This is a genomic window from Streptococcus ratti FA-1 = DSM 20564 (assembly GCF_000286075.1).
In the GTDB taxonomy this organism is placed as follows: Bacteria; Bacillota; Bacilli; order Lactobacillales; family Streptococcaceae; genus Streptococcus; species Streptococcus ratti.
On record NZ_AJTZ01000005.1, the window covers coordinates 705970 to 721245 of the forward strand.

Consider the following 15276-nt stretch of genomic DNA (forward strand, 5'->3'; position numbering starts at 1 on the left):
CTATTGAACTGCCTCCACAAAATTCATTTCATGCTCAATTCAAGGGGCAATACAAATTATTCTCAATCCTGTAACTTATTAATCAACTATTGTCTAGCGCTGAGCGTAAATCTTCAATCAAATCATCAACATTCTCCAGACCGATGGAGACACGGATTTGATTGGGTTCAATACCGCAGGCAAGGAGATCCTTAGGGCTCATCTGAGCGTGAGTTGTTGTCGCCGGATGCACAACGAGAGATTTGGCATCAGCTACATTGGCAAGGTCTGAAAAGATTTCCAAGCTATCAATAACCTTACGGGCTGCCTGGGCTCCTCCTGCTACATTGAAAGTAAAGATAGAGCTGGCCCCCTTAGGCAGGTATTTTTGTGCCAGTTCATAGTAAGGGCTCGATGGCAGGCTGGCGTAGTTAACCTTGGTTACTTTGGGGTGATTTTCCAGATATTCTGCGATTTTCTTAGCATTTTCCACATGGCGTTCCACACGCAGAGACAGAGTTTCCAACCCCTGTGTTAATAGAAAGGCGTTAAAAGGCGACAAGCAGGCACCGGTATCGCGCAGCAACTGTGTCCGTACAGCAGTAATGAAGGCCGCTGTCCCGATGTCACGGGTGTAGCTGAGATTGTGATAAGAAGGATCTTCATCTACAAACTGCGGAAACTTTCCAGATTTTTCCCAGTCAAATTGACCCGAATCAACAATGACACCGCCAATAGAGGTTCCGTGTCCGCCGATAAATTTAGTAGCAGAGTGAACTACAATATCAACGCCATAAGAGAAGACATTGATCAGATAAGGGGTGCCAAAAGTATTGTCAACAACCAAAGGAAGAGCATGGCGGTGGGCAATTTCGGCCAATTTTTCAAGATCGGCAACATTGCCAAGGGGATTGCCCAAGGTTTCAGCAAGGATAAACTTGGTATTGTCCTTGATAGCTGCCTCAATAGCTTCAAAATCAGCCACATCTACAAAGCTGGTTGTAATCCCATAGCGCGGCAGGGTTTCTTTAAGCAGGTTAAAGGTTCCGCCATAAACAGTGGTTGCTGACACAATATGATCACCAGCATGGGCCAAAGCTAAAGCGGTATAAGTTATGGCTGCCATACCTGAAGCTGTCGCCAGCGCACCAACACCGCCTTCAAGAGCTGCCATCCGCTCTTCAAAAACAGCAGTTGTTGGATTAGTAATCCGCGTATAGATATTGCCTTCTGTACGCAAAGCAAAAGAATCCTCAGCATCCTGCGAATCATTGAAGACATAAGATGTGGTTTGATAAATCGGTAAGGCCCGAGATTTAGTCGTTGGATCAACAGTCTGACCTGCATGTAGCTGTAAGGTTTCAAATGAATAGTCTTTCGTCATAACCCTTCCTCCAAAAACATAACTAGAGTTATTGTACACCTAAAATCCTTTACTGGCTAATAGTTATCAGGCTAAAGGAGGTATAGCTGAAAGCTATACCTAATACGCTTACTCATCTAGCATAAAAATGCTCTGCCCCTACCACACCAACTCAAAGAAAATCACACATAAAAGTTTTTGAGCGGCCAAATACAGATGACAGAAGAAAACTAGGAAGTGAAACAGAGCCCAGCTAAAATGCAGACTGCTGTGAGCCGATAAGGAACTCTTTTGATGTTCAAAGCGTCTTATTTCTTTTCGATGGGTGCAAGGCTGGCTAGAACCTTTTTGAGACCAACGTCCGGAAACTTAATTTTAAGTTCTTGGGTCTTGCCGCTGCCTGAGACTTCCAAGACGGTGCCATCTCCCCATTTGCGGTGGCAGGCAATATCGCCAATCTTCCAATCGGTAGCTGGTGTATCATCAGCCTGTGTGGCAGCATTTGCCAGAGGCAGCTTGGTCTTTGTTGGCTGCGCCGCAGTTTTACGGGCCTGCAGAGCCTGAGCTAGGCTCATGCCTTGACCAAATTTGACAGGCCTGTCATCAGCATAACTGGCTTTAAAGGAGCTTGCTGCGGGGCGTGCCAAGCCTTGATAAGCCAATAAATCTTCTGAAATTTCCTTAATAAAACGGCTTTCACGGTTGTAATCCGTCCGGCCAAAAAGCGTACGAGCATTTGCATTGGTGATGAATAACAGCTCTTCTGCCCGTGTGATACCAACATAGGCCAGACGACGCTCTTCTTCTAATTCATCTTCTTCTTCAATGGAGCGCGACAAAGGAAAGACACCTTCTTCAAGGCCGATAATAAAGACAACTGGAAACTCCAAGCCCTTGGCAGCATGCAGAGTCATCAAAGTTACCTCAGCTGCTTCGGTATCGCCTTCATCAGTATCGGCAATCAGAGCTAAGTCGTTGAGGAAACGGCTGAGTTTATCAAGACCTGTTTCATCTTCGGGAGCCTCTTCGGTGTTTTCATCAAAATTCTTCGTAACAGATAGGAATTCCTCAATATTTTCAATACGTGCCTGACTCTCCAGTGTATTTTGCAGCTGCAGAGCTTCCATATAGCCGGTCTTTTCTAAGACGTTTTCAACCAGTTCGCTGATGCTGTACTGGTCCAAGTCAGACCGCAGGCCAAGCAGCGTATTAGCCAGATCCCAGACAGCCTGAGCAGCTTTTCCTTTGATGCTTGAGAGCATAATTTGCTCAGACGCTTCCAGCAGACTCATATCTTGCAGATTGGCAAAGGTCCGAATTTTTTCCAAGGTACCGGGTCCGACGCCGCGCTTAGGTTCATTGACAATACGTTCAAAAGAGATATTATCTGCGCTGTTAGCAATGACATTAAGATAAGCAATGACATCACGAATTTCCTTGCGGCTGTAAAATTTAGTACCGCCAACCATGGTATATGGAATATTAGATTTGAGCAGAGCTTCTTCAATGGTACGGGACTGGGCATTGGTACGGTAAAGGACAGCAAAATCTTTGAAGCTCTTACCCGTTTCACGAACAATATTATCAATAGTTGAAGCGACAAAAACAGCCTCGTCACGTTCATCATCTGCCCTGTAATAGACAATTTTCTCGCCATCAGCATTCTGCGTCCAGAGCTTTTTAGGACGGCGCTTGCGATTGTTTTTAATCACTTCATTTGCGGCCTGCAGAATTTTTTTCGTCGAGCGGTAATTTTCTTCAAGAAGAACGACTTTAGCCTGAGGATAGTCCTTCTCAAAATCAAGGATATTCTGCATATCAGCACCGCGCCAACCATAGATTGACTGATCCGCATCACCGACTACACAAATATTTTTAAAGCGCGATGCTAAGAGCTTGACCAGCTGATACTGAGCATGGTTGGTATCCTGATACTCATCCACATGGATATACTGGTAGCGCTGCTGATAATAGGCCAATACATCAGGATTTTTATCGAAGAGCCGCAGGGTCAGCATGATTAAATCATCAAAATCCATGGCTTCACTGCGGCGCAGTTCCTCCTGATAAGCCTTATAGCACTTGGCCACAATTTGGGTGTACATATCACCTGCTTGATTTTCATAAGCTACTTCATCAATCAGATCGTTCTTAGCGTTGGAAATGGTGCCTAAAATCGCCCGCTCATTCCATTTTTTAGAATCCAGATTAAGATTCTTAATAATACGTTTCATGAGGGTGCGCTGCTCACCTGGGTCAACAATGGTGAAATTGCGGTTATAGCCAATGTGGTCAGCATCACGGCGCAAAATTCGCACGCACATAGAGTGGAAAGTCGCAATCAAAGTGTCTCTGGTCGCCGGATTCAAAGCCATAGCCCGTTCACGCATCTCACGCGCCGCTTTATTGGTAAAGGTAATAGCTAAAATATTCCAAGGATTTACAAATTTTTCATCAATTAAGTAGGCAATGCGATGTGTTAAAACACGTGTCTTGCCAGAACCAGCGCCTGCCATAATCAAAAGCGGGCCTTCTGTTGTTTTAACAGCCTCTGCCTGCTTATCATTCATTCCATCTAATAAAGGATTCATTACATTTAACCAAAAGTCAAGTCAGTCTTTTAAAATTCCCTGCAAACACAGTCCCTTACAAGGTCATGTACCTTCTGCACAAACAGCAAGATTTGACTTTTGTTGTCCATTCCTTTCTTTACTATAATTATGCCTGTCTATTGTACCATTTTTAAAGCTAAAAAGAAAAAGAGAGTTGCCCCTCTTTTTAAAAATTAAAAACATCATTTAGGTTTTCAGCCATTGTCGGATGGGTGAAAACTTGATTTTTAAGATAAGTATAGGGAATCTTATTGTCCATAGCCATCTTGATCAGATTAATATTTTCCTGAGAAGCTTGGCCAAAAAGACTTGCTCCGAGGATTTCCCTAGTTTCTGAATGAACGACCACCTTATAGAGACCGCGCAGATCATTGTTGACATGGGCACGCGGCATATTGGCAACAGCTAATTCCTTGCTTTGATAAGGCAGACCTGCAGCTTGAGCTTCTTTTTCGGTCAAACCAACCTGAGACAAAGGTGGCTGAATAAAGATGGTATTGGGAACATTGCGACGCTCTTTTAAGCTGTAATGGCCTTTGCCGGTCAATTTGCCAAAAACAATTCGGAAATCATCAAGTGAGGTGTAGGTAAATTGAAGCCCTCCGTGAACATCGCCTACTGCATAAACATTTTCGACGCTCGTCTCACAGAAATCATCCACCTGCACAGCTCCGCGCTCAGTTAATTGGATGTCAGTATTTTCAAGTCCTAAATCCTCTACATTAGGTTTTCGTCCTGTAGCATAAAGGAGCGCATCAAATTCATAAGTTTTACCGTTTGCCTTAACAAGCACCGCATCGTCTTGGTTGCTCACCTTTTCCACTTGAGCAGCTAAAACAAAACTGACTCCGTCTTCTTCCAAATAGGATTTCGCCAGCTGCGCTACCGCTTCATCAGTAGGTCCCAAAATCATCGGTGAATTTTCAAATACAGTCACCTGACTGCCTAAATTGGCATAAAGACTGGCAAATTCTAAACCAATATTGCCGCCGCCAATAATTCCCAGACGCTGAGGCTGGCTCTCTAACTGCTGAATTCCTGTGCTGTCATAGACATTGCGGCTTTTTGCCAGACCTTCAATAGGCAGTCGGTTGGAAACGGCTCCTGTATTAATGACAATAACGTCAGCGCTCAGCTGCTCACGATCATCACCGGACCAGAGTTCCACCACCTTATTTGAAAGAAATTTTGCCTTGGCTGTATAAAGATCTACTCCCGATCCTGTAAGCGTAGCTTGATTTTTTTGACGCAGGCGTGCTGTAACGGTATCTTTCAGCTCCATGGCTTGAGCGAAAGATAGGTTTTCCTCAGCTGCATGAATCAAGGTCTTTGTCGGAATGCAGGCAACATTGATGCAAGTTCCGCCATACATCTGCGCATCCTTTTCTACCAAAGCAACCTTCTTGCCTAAGCTGCTCATTTTAGCTGCCAGAGTCTTTCCAGCCTTGCCAAAACCAATAACCAACAAATCATATGTTTTCATCTTTTTCTCCCTTTTATCTGATAGAGCCATTCTATCAACTTGCAGGGCTTTTGTCAGAAATCTGCTACGGAAACACTGGACAGACTGCCCAAAAATGAAGCTGCATTTTTAGCAATCATTCGGTTTTTGACCAAAAAATCCGGAAGGTGACCTTGACATCATTCGAGTTTTGTTATATCATAATTTTACTATATTAAAACCGATTGACGTTTTCAGGAGAGAAAAGATGGCAGACATCTTTCACCGAAGGAGTAATACTTTCAGGTGTCTTATGACAGGACTGATAAACTGACGGACTTCTGGAGAGACCTTTTTAGGCGCCGAAGGGGCAAGGCAGATGCTCAATCTCTCAGGCAAAAGGACAGAAGATAAGCAGATTTTTAGTGTTTTTCTAATGGCACTGCTTATCACCCGCTCACGGAAGTTGTCTTCAGGCAGCTTCTTTTTTCTGTGAAAAACGCAATCACTAAAGGAGATATTTTTTCATGTTGGACTTTTTTACAGCCTTGGACAATATCGTTTGGGGCGCCCCCCTACTGATTCTCTTGGTAGGTACCGGTATTTATCTTAGTTTACGGCTGAAACTTTTGCAGGTCTTAAAACTCCCCAAAGCTTTTAAGCTTATTTTTACCGATGACAAGGGAGAAGGAGATATCTCCAGTTTTGCAGCACTGGCAACTGCTCTTGCGGCAACTATCGGAACTGGAAATATCGTTGGGGTCGCTACAGCTATCAAGGCCGGCGGACCCGGGGCCCTTTTTTGGATGTGGGTCGCGGCTTTCTTCGGTATGGCAACCAAATATTCAGAAGGCCTGCTTGCCATCAAATACCGCTCAAAAGATGCTAACGGTGAAATTTCAGGCGGTCCCATGTACTATATCACTAATGGGATGGGGCAACAATGGAAACCTTTAGCTGTTTTCTTTGCGGTCGCCGGCATTCTTGTTGCTTTCTTAGGAATCGGGACCTTCTCTCAAGTAAATTCTATTACGTCATCGCTTGAAAACAGTTTTCATTTTTCACCAAAAATTGTTAGTATCATTGTCGCTCTTATCGTTGCTGTTATTATCTTTGGCGGTATTCAGTCTATTTCCAAGGTTTCTGAAAAAATTGTTCCTTTCATGGCAATCATCTATATCATTGCAACCTTGACCGTTATTTTCGCCAATGCTGATCAGATTATTCCAGTCTTTAAGGCGGTTTTCACTGGAGCCTTTACCGGAACCGCTGCTGTTGGCGGTTTTGCAGGAGCTGTTGTTAAAGAAGCTATCCAAAAAGGGATCGCCCGTGGCGTCTTTTCCAACGAATCAGGACTCGGCTCGGCACCAATTGCTGCTGCTGCCGCTAAGACTGATCAGCCTGTCGAACAGGGCCTTATCTCAATGACAGGAACTTTCATTGATACTTTGATTATCTGTACTTTAACAGGAATTTCTATCCTAGTAACCGGTAAATGGACGGTTGCAGGTTTAGAGGGAGCTCCTTTGACTCAGGCTGCATTTTCATCTGTCTTTGGCACACCGGGATCTCTTGCCTTAACCCTTTGTCTGGTTCTCTTTGCCTTTACAACTATTCTTGGCTGGTCTTATTACGGTGAGCGCTGTTTTGAATTCCTCTTTGGAACAAAACACATCGCTGTCTATCGAACTATTTTTGTTATCATGGTCAGTCTCGGCGGTTTTCTCAAACTAGAACTTATCTGGATTATCGCAGACATTGTCAACGGACTTATGGCTCTGCCAAATTTGATTGCCTTGCTTATTCTTTCACCGATCATTATTAAAGAGACAAAGATCTACTTTAACAGTAAACATTAAATCGCAAAAACCATTTTTTAATGGTTTCAGGTTGTAGACAAACTCTATAGTTAGCATTTCACAAGCACACACATCTTAGGATAATATCAATTCACAATCTATAAGAAAAATAGGCGAATTGAACGAGCTTAGCCCAGATACTTTCCGCTGTAGCAAAAACGCCAGAAATGAGTGATTTCTGGCGTTCGGAGATTTTGAGACTTAGGCTCAAAATCTAGGTATGAAATTCCAAAGGAAGTTGCTACCGTCCGCGCTACCTAAGGAAAGTATCATAACACAATAGTTCTTTTGATAAAAATTGACTTTGTCTTCAGTCTGAAACCATTTTTAAATGGTTTTTGTTTTGCCTTAAACGTGTTATAATAAGGACTATTAATACTTTTTGGGAGAACATTATGGCGACACCGGCAGATAATCTCAAACTGGCACAGCGCGGTCCTGTTGTCAGTATTATTGTTTATTCATTGTTAACTGTGTTTAAGCTTCTTGCTGGCCACTTTTTGCATTCGGCAGCCTTGATGGCTGACGGTTTCAATAATGCCTCTGACATTGTGGGAAATGCAACTATTTTGATTGGTCTGCATCTGGCAAGCAAGCCCGCAGACCGCGATCATAAATTCGGCCACTGGAAAATAGAAGATCTAGCAAGCCTTGTGACATCTTTCATCATGTTCACCGTTGGCTTTCAAGTACTTCTTGAGACAATCAATAAGTTGATCCACAATAATCAAATCAAAGTTGACCCTGTAGCAGCTTTTGTCGGTCTCATATCGGCTGTTCTGATGCTTTTGGTTTACAGTTACAACATCAGCCTGGCCAAACGGCTTAAATCTGGGGCACTCAGAGCAGCTGCCAAGGATAACCTTTCTGATGCCTTGACTTCGCTTGGAACAACCATTGCTATCGCAGCCAGCAGCTTTAGCCTTCCTATTATTGATAAGATTGCCGCCGTTATTATTACCTTTTTAATCTTGAAAACAGCTTACGATATCTTCATGACCAGCGCTTTTAGCCTTTCAGATGGTTTTGATGAAAAACAGCTGCAAGAGTATGAAAAAGCTATTTTGGAAATTCCTAAAATTTCAGCGGTTAAATCCCAGCGCGGACGTACCTATGGCAGCAACGTTTACTTGGACTTGGTCTTAGAAATGAATCCGGATTTATCGGTTTATGAGAGCCATGATATCACAGAAAGGGTAGAGAACCTGCTGCAGGAACGTTTCAATGTCTATGATATTGACATACACGTTGAGCCGGCCGCTATTCCTGAAGATGAGATCTTTGAAAATGTTTATCATAAGCTTTATAAATACGAAAAAATCATCTTATCTAAGATTCCCGATTATGAAAAATTATTAGCAGAACATTTTGCTCTGATTGACGAAGACGGCCATATCACTACCAAAAAGAATTTCCTTCAATCACAGCAAAGCAGAGCCAGCAATTTCACTTACTTTAAAATGATTTCCATCAGCCGAAAAAACAAGCTCATTACCTACGAACTTGATGGCTGCCGCCACAGCAGCCTTTGGCGCAGACATGAAAAATGGTTGCTCATTTACCATCAGATTACACCAATAAAAGCAATTAAAAAATAAGCCCGATTGGACTTATTTTTTAATTGCTTTGGTTGCGACGTCTTCGCCAAACCATTTTTGAGAAATTTCTTGGAATTTGCCATCTTTATACAGTTTCTTGAAGGCTTGATTGATCTTTTTAACCAGTGTCTTATCAGATTTGCGAGCGCCGACTGAGAAATCTTCGCTGGCATATTTTCCTTTAATAATATTATAATTATCCAGCTCTTGCTCCTGTTTGAGATAGTAATTGGCATAGACGCGGTCAATCAAGAGCCCAGCAATACGATCATTTTTTAAATCGATAAAGGCTTGTGTAAAGGTTTCATACTGGGTTGCATCATTATCCTTGACAATATCCTTTAACACCTTAGGATTGGCTGTAAAAGCATCATAACCTGATGAGCCTGACTGCGCTCCCAAGGTCTTACCCTTCATGTCGGCAAAGCTGGTAATGCCGGAAGATTTTTTTACCACAAGAACCTGATCATTTTTCATGTAAGGCTCTGTAAAGCTGACCTTGCGGGCACGTTCCTTGGTTTTTGAATAGCCGTTCCAAATAAGATCAATCTTACCGTTTTTTAACTCAGTTTCTTTTAAATCCCAGTTGATGGGCTGCCATTTGACCTTGATACCGTACTCAGCAAATACCGCATTAGCTAAATCAACGTCAAAACCAACGTTTTTCCCGTCTTTATCCTTGAAGCCCATAGGAACAAAGGTGTTGTCAAAACCAATGGTAATGGCCTTCTTCGATTCGAACTTCTTCCAATTATCCTTAGCATTAGTATCTTTTTTACCGCAGGCAATTAAGGTTACTGCTGCCAGAAGAGTCAGAAAAACCGCTGCTGCTTTTTTTAATGTCATCTTACTACCTAAACTTTCCTTTTTATTTTGGATTGATTTTAATAATCTCATCAGAGATGTTTTGGGCAAACTGCATATCATGCGTAACAACAATCTGCGTAATTCCCATTTCCTGATTTTGTAAAATCAGCTTTTCTACTTCCTGACGCAGCTCTGGATCAAGAGCACTGGTCGGTTCATCATAGCCGATAATTTTAGGATTAATCATCATGGCACGCGCCAAGGCCACCCGCTGCTTTTGCCCGCCTGATAAAGAATAGGGATAGGCATTTTCATGCTCCTGCAGTTCCAGCCGTTTCAAAAGCTCCCTGGCTTTTTGCTTGGCTTCTTCTTTTGATTCATGCATCGTTTTAGTCGGCGACAAAATTAAATTATCTAAAACTGTCAGGTGCGGAAACAGCTGAAAATCCTGAAAAACAAACCCCAGCAAGTTACGATTTTCCAAATGATTAATAGGAACTTCCTCGTCATTATAGATGACCTGACCGGAATCAATTTTTTCAAGCCCTGCCAGCATTCTAAGAAGGGTTGTCTTTCCGCCGCCGGATGGCCCTACCAAGGATAAAATCTTACCTTCCGGAATACTTAAATTAAACTGATCAAAAATAACTTTCTGACCGAATTGCTTGGATATATTTTTTAATTCTAACATGATTCACCCTTACTTATAATAGCTAAATTTCTTCTCAACATACTTAGATAAGAGAGTAACGATACCAATTAAAATCAAATAGATACCGCCGGCAATAAACATTGGTGCTAAAGTTGCATCGCGGTTAGCCGCTGTTTTGCTGGCCAAAAGCAAGTCGCCCACGCCCAGAACATAAACCAGCGAGGAATCCTTGACAAGGTTAATAATTTCATTAAAAACACTTGGCAGAACAATCTTAACCACCTGAGGCAAGATAATATAGCGGATAGTTTGCAGCTGGTTCAGCTTTAAGACCTTGGCGGCTTCATACTGGCCCTTAGGAATTGCTTCGATTCCGCCGCGGAAGATTTCTGCAAAATAAGCAGCATAATTCAGCGTAAAGGCTAAGATGGCTGCCGGCATGCGGTCAAAGGCAACACCTGCACTTGGTAAAACATAGTAAATAAAAATCAGCTGCAAAAGAAGCGGCGTCCCGCGCATGACCCAGACATACAGATTTAAAAGCCAGCGCAAAGGCTTGAATTTAATCTGCATCAGAAAAGCCAAAACAGCTCCTAAAGGAATAGATAAGACAATAACAATAAAAAAGACCTGTAATGTGATAAGCGCCCCATCTAAAAGACTGGGTAAAACTTCCGATATATAAGACATAACCGCTCCTGTAAAGATAATCGCTATTATTATATCAAATTTTCTGAAAATTTGATAGATAGATTTACATCTTTAAGTATCTTTTATCAGCTAAGTCATTCTAACAGCAGCCCGGATTAGCTCATCAGTATGTGCAAGCAAATAAGAGCAGGGTAATTTTCGATACCCTTTGTCGAAAATTACCTTGCTCTTTCCCATTTAAGTCAAAATACCTTTAACTGCAATCTACAGTTTTTTAACGAATTCTGATTTTAATTTCATGGCTCCAAAACCATCAATCTTGCAATCAATATTGTGATCTCCCTCAACAAGACGGATATTTTTAACACGCGTTCCTTGTTTGAGATCCTTGGGTGCTCCTTTAACTTTGAGGTCTTTAATCAGACTGACAGTATCCCCGTCAGCTAGTTTGTTGCCATTGGCATCAACAGCAATAGCTCCTTCATCTTCTTCAGCATCTGCCGGGTTCCATTCATAAGCACATTCCGGACAGACCAAAAGAAGGCCATCTTCATAGACATATTCTGACTGACATTTTGGACAATTAGGTAAAGACATATAAACTCCTTATTATTTTATTACTATCTAAGTTTACCGAAGTTTTCACTGCTTAGCAAGTCCTAAATATTCAATCTGAAGATCAAGCAAACCGCTCGTAAAAAGCAGCCAAACTTCATTATTTCAGCTGCTTTTTATTGTTATTTTAAGGATTAAATGCTGGCTGCAATTTCTTTGACCAGAGCTTCGTCTGTTAATCCCGTTACTTCTTTGATGACATCTTCCAAAGGTTTTTCCTGCAGCAATTTTTGAAGCTGAACACTTTGTTCATCATTTGAATCTTTGTAATGGAAAACATAGGCTACTGTCTTTAAAAGATTTTCATAAGACAAACCGCGGTCCCTTAACTCACGAATCGGACGAATAAAGCGTTCATCATAGCCCAGCTTTCGGATTGGGGTGCGGGCAACACGCGCCACATCATCAACAATATAAGGATTTTCAAAACGGCTGATGATAATGTCATGATAGGCTTTTAACTCATCTTCCTTGAAATTCCATTTAGCCATTAAAAGCTGTCTGATTTCTCCCAGCACGGCTTTGACCTGCTCTTTGACCTGCTGATTTTGAAGGGCTTCTAAGACTGTTTTAGCTCCAAAATAAGCACCTGTATAGGCAGTTGTGGCATGGCCAGAGTTAACAGAGAAGAGCTTTCTTTCAATGAAAGGCTCCAAATTTTCTTCATAGTGAACTGATGACAATTTTAAATCAGGATTTTTCATAGCAGCAGTTTCAACGACCCATTCTGAAAATGGCTCAACAACAACAAAGAGCGGATCCTCATGAACCTGAGCTGGAACAATGCGGTCAACAGCAGCATTGGGAAAACCGATATATTCTTTGGCGAAAGCAAGGCCGTCAGAATTAAGATATTTTTGTACTTCCTGCCAAAGAAAAGCAGAGCCGCCAATCATATTTTCACAGGCAATAACGTCAAGAGGCTGTTTATTGTCGTTTTCACGGCGTTTTTCAATACCTTTAGCAATCAATTCAGCAATAAAAGGCAAAATATTAGGACCGATGGCTGTTGTTACTAAATCAGCATCTGCTATAGCTTCTACAACAGCTTGGGGATTCTCTTTGTTGTTAATTCCTGAAACATTTGATACGGCAATATGGCGTTTGCCGTCTTCAGCAATTTCAATCTCGTAAGCGTGCCGCTCATTGAGAGCGCTGATAATCTTGTCATTGACATCAACAAAGTCAATAGCAAAGCCATTTTCAAATAAGATTTGTCCGATAAAACCGCGCCCGATATTTCCGGCACCAAAATGTACTGCTTTTTTCATGATTAACTCCTTTTAATGTACATTGCTCAAAAGTTTGATGACTTCATCTTCTGTCTGAGCATCAGCCAGTTTAACGACATTATCAACATCTGCACAGAAAATCGAAATCTTCTGAATGATTTGCAAATGCTCATCGCCAATTCCAGCGATACCGAATAAAACTGTAGCAACCTGTGGCTTATCTTCTGTACCAAAATTAACGCCTTCTGGTACCTGAACGACTGTGATGCCTGATTTAAGGACATTCTTCTTAGCCTCATCTGTTCCATGAGGAATAGCTATAAAATTCCCCATGTAAACAGATAGTTCTTTATCACGCTGCACCATGGCATCAACATAAGCAGGCTCTACATAGCCGCCATCAAGCAGGAGCTGACCGCAAAAGCGGATGGCTTCTGCTTTGTCTGCAAACTGCTGATTTAGTTTGATTAATTCTTTTTGAAACTCCATTTTAGGTCTCCAATTTCTTTATTTTTTCTGTAAATATCTGATTGAGTAATTGATAGATGATATCTTTATTACCGGTCTTATAAATTTCAGTATAAAGATGATTTTCGATAATTGACTGGCTGATAGCAGTCATTAGGTCTCTCATTTCCTGCGACTCATCCAATCGTGTCAGCATGACTAAAATTCTACTGACTTTTTCTTCCTGGTAATTCATCGATAAAGCAGTCACTGGATTTTTTAAATCATAAATCTTAAAACAAGATGTTTCAACCTTACTTGACTGTGTGTGCAAAAGAGCCAAATTAGTCTCTGGAATAGCCAAAGGACTAACTGCGAAACGTCTTAGCAATTTATCTGCCAGATAGGACTTATCAGATACTGCATCAATCGTATCAACAACTTGAGGAACAGTCATTTCAAATGAAACAGGATTATCAATCATTTGATAAGAAAACTCCCGTAAAAGCTGCTGAGTCGCCAAAAAATAATTTTGCAAATTATAGCCTTTTGCATCTGTTTTCTCGTTTCTGAGAATAATTTTTTGATGGGCCTGAACCTCCTGCAGATAATCTTGCAGCTGTACCATTTCCTTAGTGTTAGGGTAGATTGAAATCACTTTGATATCTGCTTCTTTAACAGGATTTGTTGCTAGAACACAGTTATAATAATTCTGATCTGAGTCCTGATACTGAGCCAATGTTTTAACAACTATTTTATCAACAAAAGGTGCAATCGTTTTGATACGCGTGATTAATAGTTCTCTGGCAAGCGGCCGTTCATCTGTCAGCAACAATATCCTAATCGGATAAATATCTGGGCTTCGCCGTAAACTAGAAGCAAAATGTAAGGTAATTAATTCATACTCAGATTCCCTTTGTAGGTATTTGGGGAAAATATCCTGAACCAAAAGACTGACAACACGGTGCAAATGCTCATTTTTCTGAACAACCTCATGAGCAATATGGATGTTAGACTTGTCTTCAAACATCTGAGGTACAGCTAAATTCAGCCGAATATGATTGAATAAGAAATGAAAAAGTGTCTTATCTTTAGCAAAATTAATTTTGGTATAAAGAGATACTTTATCAATCAAATTCGAAATATTGTAGAAAAAAGCACTGTCAAATTTTTCATGAAAAAGCGGCGTTTCCTGCCTCTTAATAACCAACTCATCTAAAACACTGGCATAATAAAGAATTTCTTGAATACTGTAAAATTGATTGGTCTCTTTCGAAAATTCGGTATAAATCTTCTGGGAAAAATCAAGTGCTGCTTTACTAATATTGTGTCCAGCCGCTTCATTATCCTGCCAGCCAGAAAGAGCTAAGAGAATGATGAAAAACTCACACATTTTAGCATCTAAATCTGGCAGGTCAGTCTGTGAGGCCTGAAAAATCTGCTTGGCTGTCTCAAGCTTATCGCTGCCAATATCTGTAAAATGTCCGTATTTCCCAGTCCAAAAATCAGAAACAGAGATATTATTTGTTAAGAGAACAGCCAGCAAGCGCCGCAGAGCATTTCTGCCGCCCAGCAGCTGGTAGCCCTTGTTACGTTCCAGATATACATCAAAATCAGCTAAACGTTTTTCAATTTCAGCAATATCCTGAATAATGGTCACATTTGATACCTTAAAATCGGCTTGCAGCTGTTCGTTTGTAATGCTGTCAGAGGCCAGCAAGAGCTTATAGGTAATCAAATTCAAACGCTCATACTGCTCGTAATTATCCAAATAATGAAAATCAGCTAAATTTTCTAATTCCCCCACTAAAAAATAGTGCCGGTCTTCTTTGATAATACTGATATTAATAGAACTAAGACTCTTTGTTAGGTCAGAAATAACCCGATAAACGGTTCGCTGAGATACCTTCAGCAAGTCCGCTATCTGCTTTATTGAAAGCTTCCCATAACCCTGGAAAGCTTTCAGCAATTGTTCTTCTCTTTTTGTTAGTAACATAAACTTATTATACAATATTCCAGT

12 protein-coding genes and 1 riboswitch are annotated in these 15276 nt (G+C 41.3%); of the genes, 2 read left to right on the forward strand and 10 right to left on the reverse strand.

The window, feature by feature from the left end; translation table 11 throughout:
* Positions 1-82: 82 nt before the first annotated feature.
* The 3 genes from SRA_RS05420 to SRA_RS05430 form a co-directional block, all read right to left on the reverse strand.
* Positions 83-1363, reverse strand: coding sequence for an O-acetylhomoserine aminocarboxypropyltransferase/cysteine synthase family protein (locus tag SRA_RS05420; protein WP_003088507.1), 1281 nt, complete (start codon positions 1361-1363; stop codon positions 83-85).
* 287 nt (positions 1364-1650) lie between these two features.
* Positions 1651-3933 (reverse strand): DNA helicase PcrA, encoded by a 2283-nt coding sequence (gene pcrA, locus SRA_RS05425; protein ID WP_003088509.1) that lies wholly within the window; start codon positions 3931-3933, stop codon positions 1651-1653.
* A 187-nt stretch (positions 3934-4120) separates the two neighbouring features.
* Positions 4121-5437: an FAD-containing oxidoreductase gene (locus tag SRA_RS05430; protein WP_003088512.1), complete on the reverse strand. Its 1317-nt coding sequence runs from the start codon at positions 5435-5437 to the stop codon at positions 4121-4123.
* A gap of 289 nt (positions 5438-5726) precedes the next feature.
* A riboswitch (glycine riboswitch) is annotated at positions 5727-5812 on the forward strand.
* A 110-nt stretch (positions 5813-5922) separates the two neighbouring features.
* Between SRA_RS05430 and SRA_RS05435 the strand changes: the two genes are divergently transcribed.
* Positions 5923-7254 carry an alanine/glycine:cation symporter family protein gene (locus SRA_RS05435; RefSeq protein WP_003088516.1) on the forward strand — a complete coding sequence of 444 codons (1332 nt, stop codon included), beginning with the start codon at positions 5923-5925 and terminating at the stop codon, positions 7252-7254.
* 395 nt (positions 7255-7649) lie between these two features.
* Entirely contained in the window at positions 7650-8852 is a 1203-nt protein-coding gene (locus tag SRA_RS05440; RefSeq protein ID WP_003088519.1) for a cation diffusion facilitator family transporter, read from the forward strand.
* Between the two features lie 12 nt (positions 8853-8864).
* Here the strand turns inward: SRA_RS05440 and SRA_RS05445 are convergent, their stop codons facing one another.
* From SRA_RS05445 to SRA_RS05475, 7 genes are all read right to left on the reverse strand, one after another.
* Entirely contained in the window at positions 8865-9698 is an 834-nt protein-coding gene (locus SRA_RS05445) for an amino acid ABC transporter substrate-binding protein (protein ID WP_003088521.1), read from the reverse strand.
* 22 nt (positions 9699-9720) lie between these two features.
* Entirely contained in the window at positions 9721-10350 is a 630-nt protein-coding gene (locus SRA_RS05450; RefSeq protein WP_003088522.1) for an amino acid ABC transporter ATP-binding protein, read from the reverse strand.
* Positions 10351-10359: 9 nt separating this feature from the next.
* Positions 10360-11001 carry an amino acid ABC transporter permease gene (locus SRA_RS05455; RefSeq protein ID WP_003088523.1) on the reverse strand — a complete coding sequence of 214 codons (642 nt, stop codon included), beginning with the start codon at positions 10999-11001 and terminating at the stop codon, positions 10360-10362.
* 225 nt (positions 11002-11226) lie between these two features.
* On the reverse strand, positions 11227-11559 hold the full coding sequence (locus SRA_RS05460) for a zinc ribbon domain-containing protein YjdM (RefSeq protein WP_003088525.1): 333 nt from the start codon (positions 11557-11559) through the stop codon (positions 11227-11229).
* A gap of 152 nt (positions 11560-11711) precedes the next feature.
* Positions 11712-12848: a mannitol-1-phosphate 5-dehydrogenase gene (locus tag SRA_RS05465; RefSeq protein WP_003088526.1), complete on the reverse strand. Its 1137-nt coding sequence runs from the start codon at positions 12846-12848 to the stop codon at positions 11712-11714.
* 12 nt (positions 12849-12860) lie between these two features.
* Positions 12861-13298, reverse strand: a complete 438-nt coding sequence (locus SRA_RS05470) for a PTS mannitol transporter subunit IIA (RefSeq protein WP_003088527.1) — start codon at positions 13296-13298, stop codon at positions 12861-12863.
* Position 13299: 1 nt separating this feature from the next.
* Entirely contained in the window at positions 13300-15252 is a 1953-nt protein-coding gene (locus SRA_RS05475) for an HTH domain-containing protein (RefSeq protein ID WP_003091261.1), read from the reverse strand.
* Between the last annotated feature and the right edge of the window lie 24 nt (positions 15253-15276).